This is a genomic window from Streptomyces argenteolus, from assembly GCF_042902585.1.
Lineage (GTDB): Bacteria > Actinomycetota > Actinomycetes > Streptomycetales > Streptomycetaceae > Streptomyces > Streptomyces argenteolus.
In genome coordinates, this window is record NZ_JBIBEG010000004.1 from 527,578 (window position 1) to 544,971 (window position 17,394).

At 70.8% G+C, this 17,394-nt stretch carries 14 protein-coding genes; 9 read left to right on the forward strand and 5 right to left on the reverse strand.

Features of this window, described 5'->3' with window-relative positions; translation table 11 throughout:
* The first annotated feature begins 37 nt into the window (after positions 1-37).
* Positions 38-1,483, forward strand: coding sequence for a glyceraldehyde-3-phosphate dehydrogenase (locus tag ACFY8O_RS18275; protein ID WP_145811392.1), 1,446 nt, complete (start codon positions 38-40; stop codon positions 1,481-1,483).
* Between the two features lie 400 nt (positions 1,484-1,883).
* Here the strand turns inward: ACFY8O_RS18275 and ACFY8O_RS18280 are convergent, their stop codons facing one another.
* From ACFY8O_RS18280 to ACFY8O_RS18295, 4 genes are all read right to left on the reverse strand, one after another.
* A complete protein-coding gene (locus tag ACFY8O_RS18280; protein WP_387903492.1) occupies positions 1,884-4,046 on the reverse strand; it encodes a SpoIIE family protein phosphatase in 2,163 nt (720 codons plus the stop codon).
* A gap of 200 nt (positions 4,047-4,246) precedes the next feature.
* Complete coding sequence (locus tag ACFY8O_RS18285) at positions 4,247-5,542, reverse strand: MFS transporter (protein WP_387903495.1); 1,296 nt, start codon at positions 5,540-5,542, stop codon at positions 4,247-4,249.
* Positions 5,543-5,794: 252 nt separating this feature from the next.
* On the reverse strand, positions 5,795-6,979 hold the full coding sequence (locus ACFY8O_RS18290; protein ID WP_145811388.1) for a GDSL-type esterase/lipase family protein: 1,185 nt from the start codon (positions 6,977-6,979) through the stop codon (positions 5,795-5,797).
* A 50-nt stretch (positions 6,980-7,029) separates the two neighbouring features.
* Positions 7,030-7,599 (reverse strand): TetR/AcrR family transcriptional regulator, encoded by a 570-nt coding sequence (locus ACFY8O_RS18295; RefSeq protein WP_387903498.1) that lies wholly within the window; start codon positions 7,597-7,599, stop codon positions 7,030-7,032.
* 328 nt (positions 7,600-7,927) lie between these two features.
* Between ACFY8O_RS18295 and kdpF the strand changes: the two genes are divergently transcribed.
* From kdpF to ACFY8O_RS18330, 7 genes are all read left to right on the forward strand, one after another.
* Complete coding sequence (gene kdpF, locus ACFY8O_RS18300) at positions 7,928-8,017, forward strand: K(+)-transporting ATPase subunit F (RefSeq protein ID WP_145811384.1); 90 nt, start codon at positions 7,928-7,930, stop codon at positions 8,015-8,017.
* An 8-nt stretch (positions 8,018-8,025) separates the two neighbouring features.
* Entirely contained in the window at positions 8,026-9,690 is a 1,665-nt protein-coding gene (kdpA, locus tag ACFY8O_RS18305; protein ID WP_387903501.1) for a potassium-transporting ATPase subunit KdpA, read from the forward strand.
* A complete protein-coding gene (kdpB, locus tag ACFY8O_RS18310; protein ID WP_387903503.1) occupies positions 9,687-11,786 on the forward strand; it encodes a potassium-transporting ATPase subunit KdpB in 2,100 nt (699 codons plus the stop codon). The genes kdpA and kdpB overlap by 4 nt, the downstream gene beginning before the upstream one ends.
* A 21-nt stretch (positions 11,787-11,807) precedes the next feature.
* On the forward strand, positions 11,808-12,485 hold the full coding sequence (locus tag ACFY8O_RS18315; RefSeq protein WP_387903506.1) for a potassium-transporting ATPase subunit C: 678 nt from the start codon (positions 11,808-11,810) through the stop codon (positions 12,483-12,485).
* Positions 12,486-13,055: 570 nt separating this feature from the next.
* Positions 13,056-13,982 (forward strand): glycoside hydrolase family 11 protein, encoded by a 927-nt coding sequence (locus ACFY8O_RS18320; RefSeq protein ID WP_167526270.1) that lies wholly within the window; start codon positions 13,056-13,058, stop codon positions 13,980-13,982.
* A 124-nt stretch (positions 13,983-14,106) separates the two neighbouring features.
* Positions 14,107-15,096: a polysaccharide deacetylase family protein gene (locus ACFY8O_RS18325; protein ID WP_387903508.1), complete on the forward strand. Its 990-nt coding sequence runs from the start codon at positions 14,107-14,109 to the stop codon at positions 15,094-15,096.
* A gap of 182 nt (positions 15,097-15,278) precedes the next feature.
* Positions 15,279-16,094 carry an SAM-dependent methyltransferase gene (locus tag ACFY8O_RS18330; RefSeq protein ID WP_387903510.1) on the forward strand — a complete coding sequence of 272 codons (816 nt, stop codon included), beginning with the start codon at positions 15,279-15,281 and terminating at the stop codon, positions 16,092-16,094.
* 64 nt (positions 16,095-16,158) lie between these two features.
* Here the strand turns inward: ACFY8O_RS18330 and ACFY8O_RS18335 are convergent, their stop codons facing one another.
* Positions 16,159-16,830 carry a DUF998 domain-containing protein gene (locus ACFY8O_RS18335; protein ID WP_387903511.1) on the reverse strand — a complete coding sequence of 224 codons (672 nt, stop codon included), beginning with the start codon at positions 16,828-16,830 and terminating at the stop codon, positions 16,159-16,161.
* Between the two features lie 149 nt (positions 16,831-16,979).
* Here ACFY8O_RS18335 and ACFY8O_RS18340 point away from each other — a divergent pair, with 149 nt between their 5' ends.
* A complete protein-coding gene (locus ACFY8O_RS18340) occupies positions 16,980-17,243 on the forward strand; it encodes a DUF5133 domain-containing protein (RefSeq protein ID WP_387903514.1) in 264 nt (87 codons plus the stop codon).
* The last annotated feature ends 151 nt before the right edge of the window (positions 17,244-17,394 follow it).

Consider the following 17,394-nt stretch of genomic DNA (forward strand, 5'->3'; position numbering starts at 1 on the left):
TAACATATGAGCACCGCCTAGCTCGAAAGATGGACTTGTGACTGCCACCGAGGACTCGTTCACCAATTGGAAGACCCGCGAGGAGATCGCGGAGTCGATGATCCCGATCATCGGAAAGCTGCACCGGGAGCGGGACGTGACGGTCCTGCTCCACAGCCGCTCCCTGGTGAACAAGTCGGTGGTCAGCATCCTCAAGACCCACCGCTTCGCCCGGCAGATAGCCGGCGAGGAGCTCTCGGTCACCGAGACGCTGCCCTTCCTGCACGCACTCACCGCGCTCGACCTCGGCCCGTCGCAGATCGACCTCGGCATGCTCGCCGCGACGTACCGGACCGACGACCGCGGCCTGTCGGTGGAGGACTTCACCGCGGAGGCCGTCGCCGGTGCCACCGGCGAGAACAAGACGGAGCGCCGCGAGGCGCGCGATGTGGTCCTCTACGGGTTCGGCCGCATCGGCCGTCTCCTGGCCCGCCTCCTGATCGAGAAGACCGGCTCGGGCAACGGCCTGCGGCTGCGCGCCATCGTCGTACGCCAGGGCGCCGGGCAGGACATCGTCAAGCGCGCCTCGCTGCTGCGCCGCGACTCGATCCACGGCCAGTTCCAGGGCACGATCACCGTCGACGAGGCGAACAGCAGGATCATCGCCAACGGCAACGAGATCCAGGTCATCTACTCGGACGACCCGACTGCGGTCGACTACACCGCGTACGGCATCAAGGACGCCATCCTCATCGACAACACCGGCCGGTGGCGCGACCGCGAGGGTCTCTCCAAGCACCTGCGGCCCGGCATCGCGAAGGTCGTCCTGACCGCCCCCGGCAAGGGCGACGTCCCCAACATCGTGCACGGCGTCAACCACGACACGATCAAGCCGGACGAGCAGATCATCTCCTGCGCCTCCTGCACCACCAACGCGATCGTCCCGCCGCTGAAGGCGATGGCGGACGAGTACGGCGTGCTGCGCGGCCATGTGGAGACCGTCCACTCGTTCACCAACGACCAGAACCTCCTGGACAATTACCACAACTCGGACCGTCGTGGCCGCTCGGCACCGCTCAACATGGTCATCACCGAGACGGGTGCCGCCTCCGCCGTCACCAAGGCGCTGCCCGACCTCCAGGCGAAGATCACCGGCAGCTCGATCCGCGTACCGGTGCCGGACGTCTCCATCGCGATCCTGAATCTGCAGCTCGCGCGGGGCACCAGCCGCGAGGAGGTCCTCGACTACCTCCGTAACGTGTCGCTGACCTCTCCGCTCCGGCGCCAGATCGACTTCATCACCGCCCCGGACGCGGTGTCGAGCGACTTCATCGGCTCGCGCCACGCGTCGATCGTCGACGCCGGGGCCACCAAGGTGGAGGGCGACAACGCGATCCTCTACCTCTGGTACGACAACGAGTTCGGCTACTCCTCGCAGGTCGTCCGGGTCGTCCAGCACGTCTCCGGGGTGGAGTACCCGACCTACCCGGCACCGGCGGCCTGATCACCGTCAGGTGGCTCCCCGGGCGGGGAGCCACCTGGCGGCGGGGCATGCGGACGCCCCCGGTCCGCGCCGTCCGGACAGGGTCCGGGCCGGGACACACCGGTGCCCACGGCCCCGCCGTCCCCACGGACGGCGGGGCCGTCCGTGTTCCCGCGCGGTTCGAGGGTCCGGTCGGCCCCGCCCGCAGCACCTCCGTGACCGCCGCGAGTTCGGCCGCGCGAGGGCCCGCCCCGCCGGGGCCGGAGGGGACGAGGGCCGGACGGCCGGTGCCGCACGGCGCCCGATCGAGCCGTCCGCCGCCGCCCCGGGACCGTCGCGGAGAGATCGGTACGGCACCACGCTTCCCGGGCCTGCGCCGAGGACCGCCCGCCGGAACGTCCAGGACCGACGGCAGGCGGCCTCAGACCAGGTCGGCCTCCTCGGCGCCGGGCAGGGGCTGTTCGGCCCAGATCGTCTTTCCCGTGGCCGTGTAGCGGGTACCCCAGCGCTCGGTCATGCTCGCGACGAGCAGGAGGCCGCGTCCGCCCTCGTCGAAGATGCGGGCCCGCCGCAGGTGCGGTGCCGTGCTGCTGCCGTCGACGACCTCGCAGATGAGGGCGGTGCCCCTGATGAGCCGGAGCTGGATCGGCTCGCCTCCGTAGCGGATGGCGTTGGTGACCAGTTCGCTGACGACCAGCTCAGTGGTGAACACGGCGTCGTCGAGGCCCCATGCCATCAGCTGCGCGGAGGCCCGCTTGCGCGCGTTGGACACGACGGCCGGGTCGGCCACCAGGTCCCACGCGGCGTAGTGGCCCGCGTCCAGACGGCGCGTACGGGCCACCAGCAGAGCGACGTCGTCGTTCGGCTGCTCGGGGACCATCGCGTCCATGACGGAGTCGCAGGTCTCTTCGAGGGACTGCTCGGGGTGCCCGAGCAGTCCGCGCAGTTCGGCGAGCGCGGCATCGATGTCGTGTCCCGCCGTCTCGATCAGCCCGTCCGTGTACAGCACCAGCCGGCTTCCCTCGGCCAGTGGGAATTCGGCAGCCTCGAAGGCCACGCCGCCCACCCCCAGTGGTGGGCCGACGGGCAGGGGCAGTCGGTCGACGGTGCCGTCCGGCCGCGCCAGCAGCGGCTCGGGGTGCCCCGCCCTGGCCATCGTGCAGCATCCGGTGGCTGGGTCGTACACGGCGTAGAGGCAGGTCGCGCCCGCGACCGTGGCCCCTTCGGCGCTGTCCGGGGGCTGTTCCCGGTCAAGGGTCATCACCAGGTCGTCGAGCTGCGTGAGCAGTTCCTCGGGGGCGAGGTCGACATCGGCGAGGGTCCGCACGGCGGTGCGGAGCCTGCCCATGGTGGCCGAGGCGTGGAGGCCGTGACCGACGACGTCACCGACGATCAGGGCCACCCGGGCGCCGGACAGCGGGATGACGTCGAACCAGTCCCCGCCGATGCCCGCGCCATCGGTGTTCGGGAGGTAGCGCGTGGTGACCTCGACGGCCTGCTGCCGGGCGGCGCGGCGGGGCAGCAGGCTGCTCTGCAGGGCGAGTGCCGTGGCCCGCTCGCGGGTGTAGCGCCGGGCGTTGTCGATGCAGACGGCCGCCCGCGAGACGAGCTCGGCGGCGAGTTGCAGGTCCGCGGTGGCGAATCCGCCGGGAGTCCTGTGCCGGCAGAACAGCGCCGCGCCGAGGGTGACGCCGCGGGCCCGCAGCGGGACCACCAGGACCGAGTGGATCTTGTTGTCCCGAAGGCTCCGCGCTCTGGCGGGGTCCTCCGTCCATCGCCGCAGGGATGCCTCGTCAACCGTGCAGCGCGTGGGTTCCCCGCGGATCAGGGTGCGGCCGACGACCGAGTCCCGGTCGTAGTCGTGGATCTCTCCGAGCGGAACGACGGACTCCGGGGAGTCCCCGAGTACGGACCGCTGGGCCACCCGCCGGAAGGAGATCTTCTCCCTGTGCAGCACGGATCGCGCCTCGTCGCCGGTGAGCACCTCGGAGAGCAGGTCGACCGTCACGAAGTCGGCGAAGTCCTCGATGGCGAGCTCGGCCAGTTCCTCGGCGGTGCGCCCCACGTCGAGGGTGCTGCCGATCTGCATGCTGGCCTTGGTCAGTACGGCCAGACGCCTGCGCGCCCAGAACTGTTCGGTGGTGTCGAGCGTCACGACGGACACACCCTGGACCTCGCCGTCCGCGTCGCGTACGGGCGACAGTGCGGCCTGCCAGACGTGCTCGGTGTTCCGCACCACGAGGTGCGTCTCGTACGGCTCGCCCTCGCCGGTGCTCATCACCCGTGCGATCGCCTCGGCGAGCCCTTCGCCGCCTTCCAGGACCAGCCCCGGCTCGACCTCACCCGGGAGCAGGCCGATCATCGACGCCTCGCTCCTGCCGACCGCGCCCGCCGCCGCCCCGTTGGCCATGGCCAGGAGCTGGTCCCGGCCGAAATAGGCAACCGGAACCGGCAGCTGGTCCAGGATCCTGCACCGGACGTCGTCGGCGGGCACAAGGACGGGACGCTCGTCACCGGCTTCCGCCGGCACCCGCGCGCCCGCGGGCCGAGCCGGACCCCCGCTGCCCGCCTCGTCCATGCTCATGGGCCCATCACTCGTCCTCCCTGCCTGGGCAGGTCGCCCACGAACACATATTTTGCGACCTTTGTTCAAGAATGCCCTTGCGGGTTCCGGCTCTCAACCGCCCCTCTCCCCCGCCCGGCCGTTTGGCTCAGCCGGCACCTCGCCCGTGACGCCGCTGTGGAAGTCCGGTGGCACCCGGCCGGGGCGAGCGGCGAAGGGCTTCACGCCGTGCCTGCCCGCGGCAGCGAGCGTCCCACCCGGGCGAGTGGGGAGCACGCGAAGAGCACCGGGGAGAGCAGTATGCCCGCGGTCACCGCCAGGAGGGCACCGCGCAGCCCCCACTCCTGCGCGAGGTGGCCGCCGAGCAGGGAACCGAGCGGCGCGAGGCCCAGTCCGGCGAAGTTGATCGTCGCGGCCACCCGGCCCTGCATCCGGTCCGGGGTGACGGACTGCCGCACCGCCATGACCGTGACGTTCACCAGCTGGCCGAAGACACCGAACACGGCGTTCACGGCCAGCAACACGGGAACCGTCATGGCGGGCGGCCCGTGCAGCATGGGCACGCTCAGCAGCACCGCGTCGCCGATTCCGGCCGCGCACACCAGCACGGGGCCGTACCCGAACCGGCGGGGCAGTTTCGCGGCCAGCAGCGAGCCCACCACCGCGCCCGGCCCCGTCGCCGCCAGCGCCAGGCCGACGGCCGCACCGGAGAGGTGCAGTCCACGCGGCAGGAAGAGCAGCTGGACCGTCATGGTGGCGGCGAAGAAGAACTGGAAGGCCGCCGAGGCGAGAGCCACGCTCCGCAGCGAGGCGTCGGCGGCCACGAAGGCGAGGCCCTCCCGGATGCTGCGCCGCACCCGAGCGGGCCGTCGCGAGTGGGCGGGAACGGGTTCGCCGCTGCGGATCCTCCTGATCGACAGGAAGGACAGGGCGAAGAAGGCCGCGCCCGCCGCCGCGCCGGCCGCTGCCGACAGGAGCGACACCAGCGCCCCGCCCAGGGCAGGGCCGCCGAACTGGGCCGCCGACCGGCTGCCTTCGAGCGCGCTGTTGCCCCGCAGCAACTGGTCGCGGTCGACCAGACGGACAAGGGACGCCTGGTAGGCCACGTCGAAGAAGACGGACAGGGCCCCGGCGAGGAAGACGGCGGCGAACAGGGCGGGGAGGCCCAGCAGACCCAGGAATCCGGCCGCCGCCGCGGCGGCGAACACCAGGGTGCGGCCGATGTCGGTCAGCACCATCACGGTACGGGTCCGCCATCGGTCCACCCAGGCGCCGGCGAGGAGCGAGAACAGCAGGACAGGCGTCTGCCCTGCTGCCCGGAGGGCGCCGGTCCGCTCGGCGTCGGCGCCGAGCGTCAGTACGGCGAGGAGCGGCAGGACCAGCAGGCCCGTGTGCTCGCCGAACTGGGAGGCCGTCTGGCCCACCCAGAGCCGGCGGAAGTCGCGGTCCCGCCACAGGTTCGGCAGAGCCGGGCGGCCGGAACCGGAATCGGAGGCGGCAAAGGACGTGAACGGCATGGACACCCCTGGGAGCGCCGGAGAACGGAGCCCGCGTCCCGGACGGACGGCGGGCACCGTCGGAGGTCCGGGGCAGGAAGGATCGCTGTGCCGCGCAACGGGGCAGCACGCGATGACGGGCCGATGACGGCCTGAGACGTCAGCGCGTGCTCGGACTACCGGGCATGCCTCAGCTCCTCGTGGGTCACTCTCCGCACAGGACAGTACGCCTGGAGGGCGGGGCGCGACAGCGGTTTCGGGAGCCCCGCGCGGTCAGCCGGCCACGAAGGCCAGAGGGCCGCCGGCGCGGAACGCCAGCTCGGCGAAGCGCTCCCCCATGCGGCGGTGGGTGGCGGCATCGGGGTGGAGGGCGTCCGGCAGGGGGTGTTCGGCGCTGTCCGCCTCGCCGTAGAGCTCGCGGCCGTCGAGGTGGTGCAGATGCGGGTCCTCGGCCGCCCGTTGCGCGACGATGCGGGCGAGCTCGTCCCTGATGACGCCCAGGGTGAGCTTTCCGGCGGCGGTCTCGGCGGGGTCGCCGGCGGCACGGAAGCTCAGCCGGCCCGCGCTCATCGCGCTGAAGTCCGGCGCGCTCGGGCCTGGGGTCTCCTCGTGGATGGGGCACAGGATGGGCGAGACGACCAGCAGGGGGGTGGCGGGGTGGCCTTCGCGGATGGTGTCGAGGAATCCGTGGACGGCCGGGGTGAACGCGCGCAGGCGCATCAGATCGGTGTTGACCAGGTTGATGCCGATCTTCACGCTGATCAGATCGGCGGGGGTGTCCCGCAGGGTGCGGGCGGTGAACGGATCGAGCAGTGCGCTGCCGCCGAGGCCCAGGTTGATTAGCTCCACACCGCCGAGGGAGGCGGCCAGTGCGGGCCAGGTGGTGCTCGGGCTCGCGGCGTCGGAGCCATGGCTTATGGAACTGCCGTGGTGCAGCCACACGGGGCGGCCCCGGTCGGGCGCCGGCTCCACGGGGGCGTCGCTGCGCAGGGCGACCAGCTCGGTGGCCTCGTTGTGCGGCAGCCAGATCTCGACGTCCTTCGGATCCGCGGGCAGCCCGCTGAAGCGCAGGGTGCCCACCGGTCCGGGCAGGAGCTCGGCCGAGCCGGTGGCCATGTCGACGGTCAGGGTGTTGCCACCGGCCACGGTGCCCTGGCCCACCAGCCGGCCGTCGACGAGCAGGTCGTAGACGCCGTCGGGGCGGGGCGGGGCACCGGTGTACGCCCGCTTGGTGGGCAGCGTGTCCAGCTCCACGACGGTCGCCCGGGTCCGCAGGGCCAGCCGCACTCCGGAGGGCTGGGCCTCGGCCATGGCCAGCTGGCCGTCGGTGTACTGGGCACGGGCGCGGGCGGGCAGCCGGTGCGGCAGCAGACCGTTGGCGGTCCGCTCCAGGTCGAGCGCACCGCGCAGGAGCGTGCCGGTGAGGGGCGTGGTCATCAGCGCGGGGTGGGTGCTCATCTTCGGCTGTTCTCCGGTTCTGTACGTCGGTGCGGGGCCCAGGGGCCGTGTCAGGGCGCGGGCCAGTTCCGCAGCAGGGCGTCGAGCGCGTCCAGGACCCTGGACCAGGTCTCCTCCGTACCGGGGGCGCTGTGGCTGAAGCTGCCGCCGCTCTCCAGGCTGATGTAGCCGTGGAAAACGCTGCCCAGCAGCCGTACCGCATGCGTCTGGTCCGGTTCCGTGAGGTCGTAGCCGCGCAGGATCGCCCGGGTCATCAGGGCGTGCCTGACGCCGGCACTGGCCGCGGCCTCGTCCGGGGTGAGGCGGAGCTGCGCCGCGGCGTAGCGGCCGGGATACTCCCGGGCGTAGTCGCGGTACGCGTGCGCGAAGGCCTCCAGCGCGTCCTTGCCGGCGCGCCCCGCGAGCGCCGCCGCGACACGGTCGGCCAGCTCCTCGAGGGCCAGCAGGGCGATCCGTGTCTTGAGGTCCTGGGAGCTCTTCACGTGCGAGTAGAGACTCGCGTCCTTGACCCCGAACTGCCGGGCGAGCGCCGCCACGGTCACCTTGTCGAAGCCGACCTCGTCGGCCAGCTCCGCCCCCGCCCTCGTGAGGCGTTCCGCCGTCAGTCCCACCCTTGCCACGCCGGCTCCCTCTCCTTCGACTGAACCCATTATGCATTTACCTAGGCCACTTAGGCAAATACCAAAGGGCACTAGATGGAGTCGCGGCTCGCGGAGGGCGCGTGCTGTGCGTACGGACCGCGTCAAGAAGTCCGCCCGGTCCGTATGGAGCCCGTCAAGGGGGTGCGACGCGCGGCTGACCTCGCGGTTTGCTCTAGTTCGGCCACCCCGGCCGATTCGGTTCCCTTCACTTCACACAGGAGCTCACGATGGCCGATCTGGCCTTCGTCGCCACCACGATCGCGGTCTTCGCACTGGTGGCACTCGTCGCACGGGGGGTGACGAAGCTGTGACCGCCGATGACATCGCCGGCCTGATCGTGGCCGTCGCCCTGCTGACGTACCTCGTCCTCGCGCTGGTGTACCCGGAGAGGTTCTGAGCACCGATATGAGCCCCGTAACAGCTGGTGTGCTCCAGTTGCTCGCGCTGATAGCCGCGCTGGCCCTGGCATACCGTCCGCTCGGCGACCACATGGCCCGGGTGTACTCCTCCGACAAGCACCACAGGCCGGAGAAGTGGATCTACCGAGCCATCGGCGCGAACCCGTCGGCCGCCATGCACTGGCCCGCCTATCTGCGCGGTGTCCTCGCGTTCTCCGCGGTGGGTGTCCTCTTCCTCTACGCGCTCCAGCGCGTCCAGGGGCACCTGCCCGGCTCGCTCGGCTTCGTGTCGATCGACCCGGACCAGGCGTTCAACACCGCGGCGTCCTTCGTGACGAACACCAACTGGCAGTCCTACTACGGCGAACAGGCGATGGGCCACGTCGTGCAGACGGGCGGCCTCGCGGTCCAGAACTTCGTCTCGGCCGCCGTCGGCATGGCCGTCGCCGTGGCCCTCGTACGCGGGTTCGCTCGCTCGCGCACCGGGGAACTCGGCAACTTCTGGACGGACCTGGTGCGCGGCACCACGCGCATCCTGCTGCCGATCTCGGTGATCGGTGCGGTCGTCCTGGTGGCCTGCGGCGTGATCCAGAACTTCTCCGGCATCCACGAGGTCGGGCAGTTCTCCGGCGGCACCCAGCAGTGGAACGGCGGGGCGGTCGCCTCCCAGGAGGCCATCAAGGAGCTGGGGACGAACGGCGGCGGCTACTTCAACGCCAACTCCGCCCACCCCTTCGAGAACCCCACCCCGTTCTCCAACCTCTTCGAGATCTTCCTGATCCTCCTGATCCCGTCCGCGCTCACGCGGACGTTCGGCCGCATGGTCGGCAACCTCCGGCAGGGCTACGCGATCCTGGCCACGATGGCCACGATCTGGCTCGCGTTCACGGCGCTCATGATGTGGACCGAGTTCGCCCACCACGGCCCGGCACCCGACCTCGCGGGCGGGTCGATGGAGGGCAAGGAGAATCGATTCGGCATCGCCGGCTCGTCGATCTTCGCCGTGGCGACCACCCTCACGTCGACCGGTGCGGTCAACTCCTTCCACTCCTCCTACACCGGGCTCGGCGGCGGCATCACCATGCTGGGCATGCAGTTGGGCGAGATCGCGCCCGGCGGCGTCGGTTCCGGTCTCTACGGCATGCTGATCATGGCGGTCATCGCGGTGTTCATCGCCGGCCTCATGGTCGGCCGCACGCCCGAGTACCTCGGCAAGAAGATCGGCACCCGCCAGATCAAGCTCGCGGCCTGCTACATCCTGATCACCCCGGCCCTGGTCCTCTGCTTCACCGCGGTGGCCCTGGCCCTGCCCACTCCGGGCGACTCGATGACCAACAGCGGCGCACACGGCTTCTCCGAGATCCTCTACGCGTACACCTCGGGTGCCAACAACAACGGTTCGGCCTTCGCCGGACTCGACGCCGACACCCAGTGGTTCAACAGCACCATCGGAATCGCGATGCTGCTCGGCCGGTTCCTTCCGATCGTCTTCGTGCTGGCGCTGGCCGGCTCGCTGGCCGAGCAACCGCCGGTCCCCGCCACGGCGGGCACCCTGCGGACCGACAAGCCCCTGTACGCGGGCCTGCTCGTCGGCACCATCCTCATCCTCACCGGTCTGACCTACTTCCCGGCCCTCGCGCTGGGTCCGCTCGCCGAAGGGCTCGCCTCATGAGCACCGTCACCCCCACCCGTTCCCCGCAGGAGGACATGACCGGCGCCGGTCCCGCCGCACCGGGCCGTGTCGGCGGGGGCCTCTTCGATCCGAAGCAGCTGCTCGCGTCGTTCCCCGACGCGCTGCGCAAGCTCGATCCGCGCGTCATGGTCACGTCGCCGGTCATGTTCGTGGTGCTCGTCGGCTCGGCGGTCACCACCGTGCTGGCGCTCAGGGATCCCGGCGACTGGTTCGGCTGGGCCATCACGGCCTGGCTGTGGCTGACCACGATCTTCGCCAACCTCGCCGAGGCGGTCGCCGAGGGCCGTGGCAAGGCCCAGGCCGCCACGCTGCGCCAGGCCAAGTCCGGCGCCACGGCCCGGCGCCTGGACGGCGACAAGGAGGTCGAGGTCCCCGGAACCGAGCTGCGCATCGGCGACCTCGTCGTCTGCGAGGCCGGCGACATCATCCCGGGCGACGGCGACGTGGCCGAGGGTGTGGCGTCCGTCGACGAGTCGGCGATCACGGGGGAATCTGCCCCGGTGATCAGGGAGTCGGGCGGCGACCGCAGTGCGGTCACCGGCGGCACGAAGGTGCTCTCCGACCGGATCGTCGTCCGGATCACCACCAGGCCGGGTGAGACCTTCATCGACCGGATGATCGCCCTGGTCGAGGGTGCGGCCCGGCAGAAGACACCCAACGAGATCGCGCTCAACATCCTGCTGGCCTCGCTGACCATCGTCTTCCTCCTCGCCGTCGTGACGCTCCAGCCGTTCGCGGTCCACGCCGGCGCCAGGCAGTCCATGATCGTGCTCACCGCTCTGCTGGTCTGCCTGATCCCCACCACCATCGGCGCGCTGCTCTCCGCGATCGGGATCGCGGGGATGGACCGCCTCGTCCAGCGCAACGTCCTGGCGATGTCCGGCCGGGCGGTGGAGGCGGCGGGTGACGTCTCCACGCTGCTGCTCGACAAGACGGGCACGATCACGCTCGGAAACCGGCAGGCGGCGGAGTTCCTGCCGGTCCGGGGAACGGGCGAGGCGGAACTGGCCGGAGCCGCGCAGCTGTCGTCGCTGGCCGACGAGACTCCCGAGGGCCGCTCGATCGTGGTGCTCGCGCAGGAGAGGTACGGTCTGCGGGCGCGGCACCGGGACGAACTCACCGGTGCCGCATGGGTCGCCTTCACCGCCCGGACGCGTATGTCGGGGGTGGATGTGGACGGTCTCAAGGCCCGTAAGGGAGCGGCCGGTTCGGTCATGGCGTGGGTCCGGGAGCGCGGGGGCGCCGTCGCCGACGACGCTGCCGCGCTCGCCGCCCGGATCTCCGAGGCGGGCGGCACGCCCCTGCTCGTCGCGGTGGAGGACGCGGAGGGCGCCCGCGTCCTCGGTGTGGTCCACCTCAAGGACGTGATCAAGGAGGGCATGCGGGAACGGTTCGCCGAGCTGCGCCGAATGGGTATCCGGACGGTCATGATCACCGGCGACAACCCGCTGACGGCCAAGGCGATCGCGCAGGAGGCGGGGGTCGACGACTTCCTCGCGGAGGCGACCCCCGAGGACAAGATGGCCCTCATCAAGCGGGAGCAGGCCGGGGGCAAGCTCGTCGCGATGACGGGTGACGGCACCAACGACGCCCCCGCGCTCGCCCAGGCGGACGTCGGCGTGGCGATGAACACCGGCACCTCGGCCGCCAAGGAGGCCGGGAACATGGTGGACCTGGACTCCGACCCCACCAAACTCATCGAGATCGTCGCGATCGGCAAGCAGCTCCTCATCACCCGGGGAGCGCTGACCACCTTCTCCATCGCCAACGACGTGGCCAAGTACTTCGCCATCATCCCGGCCATGTTCGCGGTGGTGTACCCGGGCCTGGACAAGCTCAACGTGATGGGTCTCGCGTCACCCGAGTCGGCGATCCTGTCGGCCGTCATCTTCAACGCGCTGATCATCGTGGCCCTCGTGCCGCTCGCCCTCAGGGGTGTCCGGTACCGGCCGACGGGCGCCGACACGATGCTCCGGCGCAACCTCGGGATCTACGGACTCGGCGGGCTGATCGCCCCCTTCGTCGGCATCAAGATCATCGATCTGCTCCTCTCCCTCATCCCCGGGCTCGCCTGAACAGGAACGTGCTGACCGATCATGAACACCTCCCTCACGAACACCGCACGGCTGCTCGGGGCGGGCCTGCGCGCCCTGCTCGTCCTGACCGTCATCTGCGGAGTCCTCTACCCGCTCGCCGTCACCGGCGTCGCCCAGGCGTTCCTCGGCGACAAGGCGAACGGTTCCGAGATCACCGACGCGAGTGGCCGGACGGTCGGCTCGTCCCTGATCGGGCAGCGCTACGACCTGCCGGCGAAAGACGCGGACGAGGCGGCGGAGCCGGACCTGACGTGGTTCCAGCCCCGTCCGTCGAACGGCCTGGGCACCAACGGCGTCAACACCGAGTACTCCCTCATCCTCTCCGGTGCCACCAACCGCTCCGCGGACAACAAGGAACTCGTCGCGTGGGTGGCCGACGCCAAGGCCGCCGTCGTGGCGGACAACTCCACCCGCTCCTACACGGTGCGGCCCGAGGACGTGCCCGCCGACGCGGTCACCTCCTCCGGCTCGGGCCTCGATCCGGACATCTCCCCGGCGTACGCGAATCTCCAGGTCCACCGGGTCGCCGAGCGCAACGGCCTCGCCGTCGACCAGGTCGCACGGCTGGTGGCGGAGCACACCGACGGCCGCGTCCTGGGCTTCATGGGTGAGCCCCGGGTGAACGTCCTGGAACTCAACACCGCGCTCCGGGATCTGAACCGGGACCCGGGCCGGTAGCCGGGCCACTCACGACGCCGAAGGCCACCGCACGACATGTGCGGTGGCCTTCGGCGTTCCCGTCCCGGTCCCCGCACGCGCGGGCCGCTCCGTCCCTACGGCCGGCCACCCCGAAAATATCATCGAAACTTTCGAAAGCGTCCGTCGCGCATCTTCGCAACATTCGCCGACTCCATCGTTTTTCCCCGTCGGGACTGGGTGATGCGCTCCTCTGATCTGCATTGATGCAACTCTCCTTTGGTCGCAAGGTCGCCGACGCTTTCGTAATCCTTGACGAAACTATTGACACCCCCTGGGCCCGGATCAACACTGTTCGCCGTTGACAGACCTCAACCACTGTCGATCCAGGCCCACTTCGGGCCCGGCACTCCGGCCGGGTTCCGCGTCACCGGCGCGCGATCGCCGTCATCGCTTGTTCACCGTCAGCCCCACAGAGGGTGTCCCGCGCTGCCCGGAACCCACCGGCTCCACGAGGACAGGGAGGAACGCACGCACATGAACGACGCACCCGCACAGTCGACGAGCCGTACGAGCAGTCGCTTCAGACGGTTCATCCGCAACGCCTTCGCCATGGCGATGGCCACCGTGGCCGTGCTCGCACTGCCCGGCACCGCCAACGCCGACACGGTCGTGAACTCGAACCAGACCGGCACTAACAACGGCTACTACTACTCCTTCTGGACCGACAGCCCCGGCACGGTCTCGATGAACCTCGCGTCCGCGGGCAGTTACAGCACCTCGTGGAGCAACACCGGCAACTTCGTCGCCGGCAAGGGCTGGAGCACCGGCGGGCGCAGGAGCGTGACCTACTCGGGCACCTTCAACCCCTCCGGCAACGCCTACCTGACCCTCTACGGATGGTCGACAAACCCGCTCGTCGAGTACTACATCGTCGACAACTGGGGCACCTACCGGCCCACGGGCACCTTCAAGGGAACCGTCACCAGCGACGGCGGCACGTACGACATCTACGAGACGACCCGGGTCAACGCCCCGTCCATCGAGGGCAACAAGACGTTCAAGCAGTTCTGGAGCGTCCGGCAGTCGAAGAGGACCGGTGGCACCATCACCACCGGCAACCACTTCGACGCGTGGGCCCGCAACGGGATGAACCTGGGCACCTTCAACTACATGATCATGGCGACCGAGGGCTACCAGAGCAGCGGTAACTCCAACATCACCGTGGGCAGTTCCACCGGCGGTGGAGGCGACACCGGTGGTGGAGGTACCGGCGGCTGCACCGCCACACTCTCCGCCGGCGACAAGTGGAGCGACCGCTACAACCTCAACGTCGCCGTGACCGGCTCCAGCAACTGGACCGTCACCATGAACGTCCCCTCCCCCGCCAAGATCCTCTCCACCTGGAACATCAGCGCGAGCTACCCCAGCTCCCAGGTACTCACCGCCAAACCCAACGGCAGCGGAAACAACTGGGGCGCCACCATCCAGGCCAACGGCAACTGGACCTGGCCCTCCGTCACCTGCACCGCGAGCTGACACCCCCACCCGCACCGGAGGGGGCGGGGCCTCGGCTCCGCCCCCTCCGGTCCCTTCGACCTGCCGGCGCCCTGACCAGGGCGACCTGCCGATGCCCCACCAGGACGAGGAGGATCCACCCCCCATGCAGACCGTGCCGCACCTCTCCGTACGTTCCGTGGTCACCACGCTGGCCGTCGCCGCGATGACCGCGACGGCCGTCGTGGCCGCCACGCCCACCCACGCGGCCTCCACCGCCGCCTGCAACGGATACGTCGGGCTCACCTTCGACGACGGTCCGTCCGCCAGCACTCCGGGGCTGCTCAACGCCCTCAAGCAGAACGGCCTGCGGGCCACGATGTTCAACCAGGGCCAGTACGCGGCCTCCAACCCGGCGCAGGTACGCGCCCAGGTGGACGCCGGCATGTGGGTGGGCAACCACAGCTACACCCACCCGCATCTGACCCAGCTGAGCCAGGCGCAGATCGACTCCGAGATCTCGCGCACCCAGCAAGCCGTCGCCGCCGGCGGAGGAGGCACACCGAAGCTGTTCCGTCCTCCCTACGGTGAGACCAACTCGACGGTGCAGTCCGTCGCCGCCTCGCACGGTCTGACCCAGGTGACCTGGGACGTCGACTCCCAGGACTGGAACGGCGCGAGCACGGACGCGATCGTGCAGGCCAACGCCCGACTGACCGACGGGCAGGTCATTCTCATGCACGACTGGGCCGCCAACACACTCGCCGCCATTCCGCGTATCGCGCAGGGCCTGGCGAGCCGGGGGCTCTGCTCCGGCATGATCTCCCCGCAGACCGGTCGCGCCGTGGCGCCCGACAGCGGCGGCACCGGTGGCGGCGGGGGCGGTACCGGCAGCTGCACCGCGACCCTGTCCGCCGGCGGCAAGTGGAGCGACCGCTACAACCTCAACGTCGCCGTGACCGGCTCCAGCAACTGGACCGTCACCATGAACGTCCCCTCCCCCGCCAAGATCCTCTCCACCTGGAACATCAGCGCGAGCTACCCCAGCTCCCAGGTACTCACCGCCAAACCCAACGGCAGCGGAAACAACTGGGGAGCCACCATCCAGGCCAACGGCAACTGGACCTGGCCCTCCGTCACCTGCACCGCGAGCTGACACCCCCACCCGCACCGCAGGGGGCGGCGGTCCCGTCCGCCGCCCCCTCTTCCCCGGCCAGGTCCGAACCGTTACGCGCCTGCGGCAGTCAAGTTGGGCCCTCCCCGGCCCTTCCGGGCCTCGCGTTCCCTATTCTGTTCGACAGCTGATCATCCGCTGCCGCGTACACCCTGGAGCCCGCCATGTCCCGACCGGAGCACGATGCCCCCGCCCTGCGCATCGACACCAGCAGACCTCATCCCGCGCGGATGTACGACTGGTTCCTGGGCGGCAAGGACAACTACCCGGTGGACGAGGCGATGGGCCGTCAGATGCTCGCCGTCGAGCCCGGGGTCCCGATCATGGCGAAGGTGAACCGGGCCTTCATGCACCGCGCCACCCGATGGCTGACGAGCCAGGGCATCCGCCAGTTCCTCGACATCGGCACGGGCATTCCCACCGAGCCCAACCTGCACCAGGTGGCCCAGCAGAAGGACCCCACCACGCGCGTCGTCTATTGCGACAACGACCCGATCGTGCTGGCCCACGCAGAGGCGCTGCTGAAGGGCACGCCCGAGGGCGCCATCGACTACGTGGAGGCGGACGCGCGGGACGTGGAGTCCATCCTCGAACGTGCGGGCAAGACGCTGGACTTCGCCGAGCCCGTCGCGCTGTCGCTGATCTCGCTGCTGCACTTCGTGAGCGACGAGGACGGCGCCTACGAGCTGGTGGACCGGCTCACCGAGGTGCTCGCCCCGGGGAGCCACGTGGTGATCTCGCACCTCACCGCCGATTTCCATCCGGCGGAGGCGCGCAAGGTCGACGAGCTGTACAAGGCGAACACCCTCACTCTCGCGCCCCGCAGCCGCGATCAGTTCGCCCGGTTCTTCACCTCGCTCGACATCGTCGAACCGGGCATCGTGGCAGCCGAGTTGTGGCATCCCGAACTCGGCGACCCGGTCCCGGGCCAGGACGACGTGGTCAGCGCGGGTTACGTGGCGGTGGGCCGCAAGCCGTAGCTCCTGCGGCGCCGCATGACCCGGCCCCGCCGGCTCCCGCACTCCACGGGACGGCGGGGCCGGGTCATGCCGTGCGCCGTTCGCCGTCGTCGTGGCGGAAGCACGAGACGACCACCGCGAGCGGCCAGAACGACTGGAGGAAGGTGATGACGCGTTCGGCCGCCCCGGCGGTGTCCAGCACGAACAGGGCCAGCAGGAACCAGCCGCCGCCCAGCCACATCAGCGCGGCGGCCGTGGCCGACGGCACGGGACGCAGTCCCCACGGCGGCCTCCCTCTCGCCGGCGGTCCTGCCGGGCGCGTCCAGGACGTGGTCCCTCCTCCGGGTACGTTCCCCCGCGCGAAGGCGTGGCGTGGGACGGCGAGGACCGGCCACAGGGCGAGCAGCGCGAAACCGGCCGCCACGACCACCCCGTGGGCGAAGGAGCCACCGCTGCTCGGCGCCGGGAACAGCGCCAGCAGTATCGCCGCCAGTCCGCCGCCGGCCAGCGCCACCCGTCCGAAGGCCGCGGCCGGGCGCAGCCCGCACGCGGTGACCACGTGGCACAGGCCCAGGGCGAGCAGGGCCGACGTCATCACCCAGTAGCCGCCCGCCCCGTCGGCGGCGAGGATGCTGATCGTCGCGGTCGCGGGGTCGTAGCCGGGTCCCTGCAGCTCGGCCGAGACCGTCCAGCCGCCGACGAGGAGGACGGGGGCGGACATCGAGGAGAGAAGGACCCACCAGGGGACAGATCGCATCGGAGAACGGTAGAACGCCGGGGCCGCGGAGCCGTGGTGCACACGCAGGCGGAGGCGTACTCCGCTCGTGAGCGGGTACACGCGTGAGGCCACCCGAGGAAGCGTGGCCCCCGCACCGGATGTGGATCGAACTCCGAGGAGAACCTGCTGTGCTGACACCTGTTCCGCAGGACCTGCGCATCGCTCTGGCCCGCTACGCCGACGCCCGCATCGAGGACGCCCGCCGGTCCACCGACGCCACGGCCCGCGCCGTCGAGGACGCCACCTACACCCTGTGTGTGATGACCGGCACGCGTGAGATCGCGCAGGCCCTGAGAGTCGCCGACACCCTGCTCGGGGTGCACCCCGAGGACGTACCGGCCGGGCGGGCGCACCCCGGCCCCCAGCAGGACGACAGCCTCCAGACCGCCTGAGCGGTCGCAGCAGACACCACGGCGCCGGGGGGGGGCGGCGCGGCCCCCCCCCCCGGGGGGGGGGGGCCGGGGGGGCCCCCGGCCCCCCCGGGGCCCCCCCCCCGGGGGGGGGGCGGCGGCGGGGGGGTGGGGGGCCCCCGCCCCACGGGGA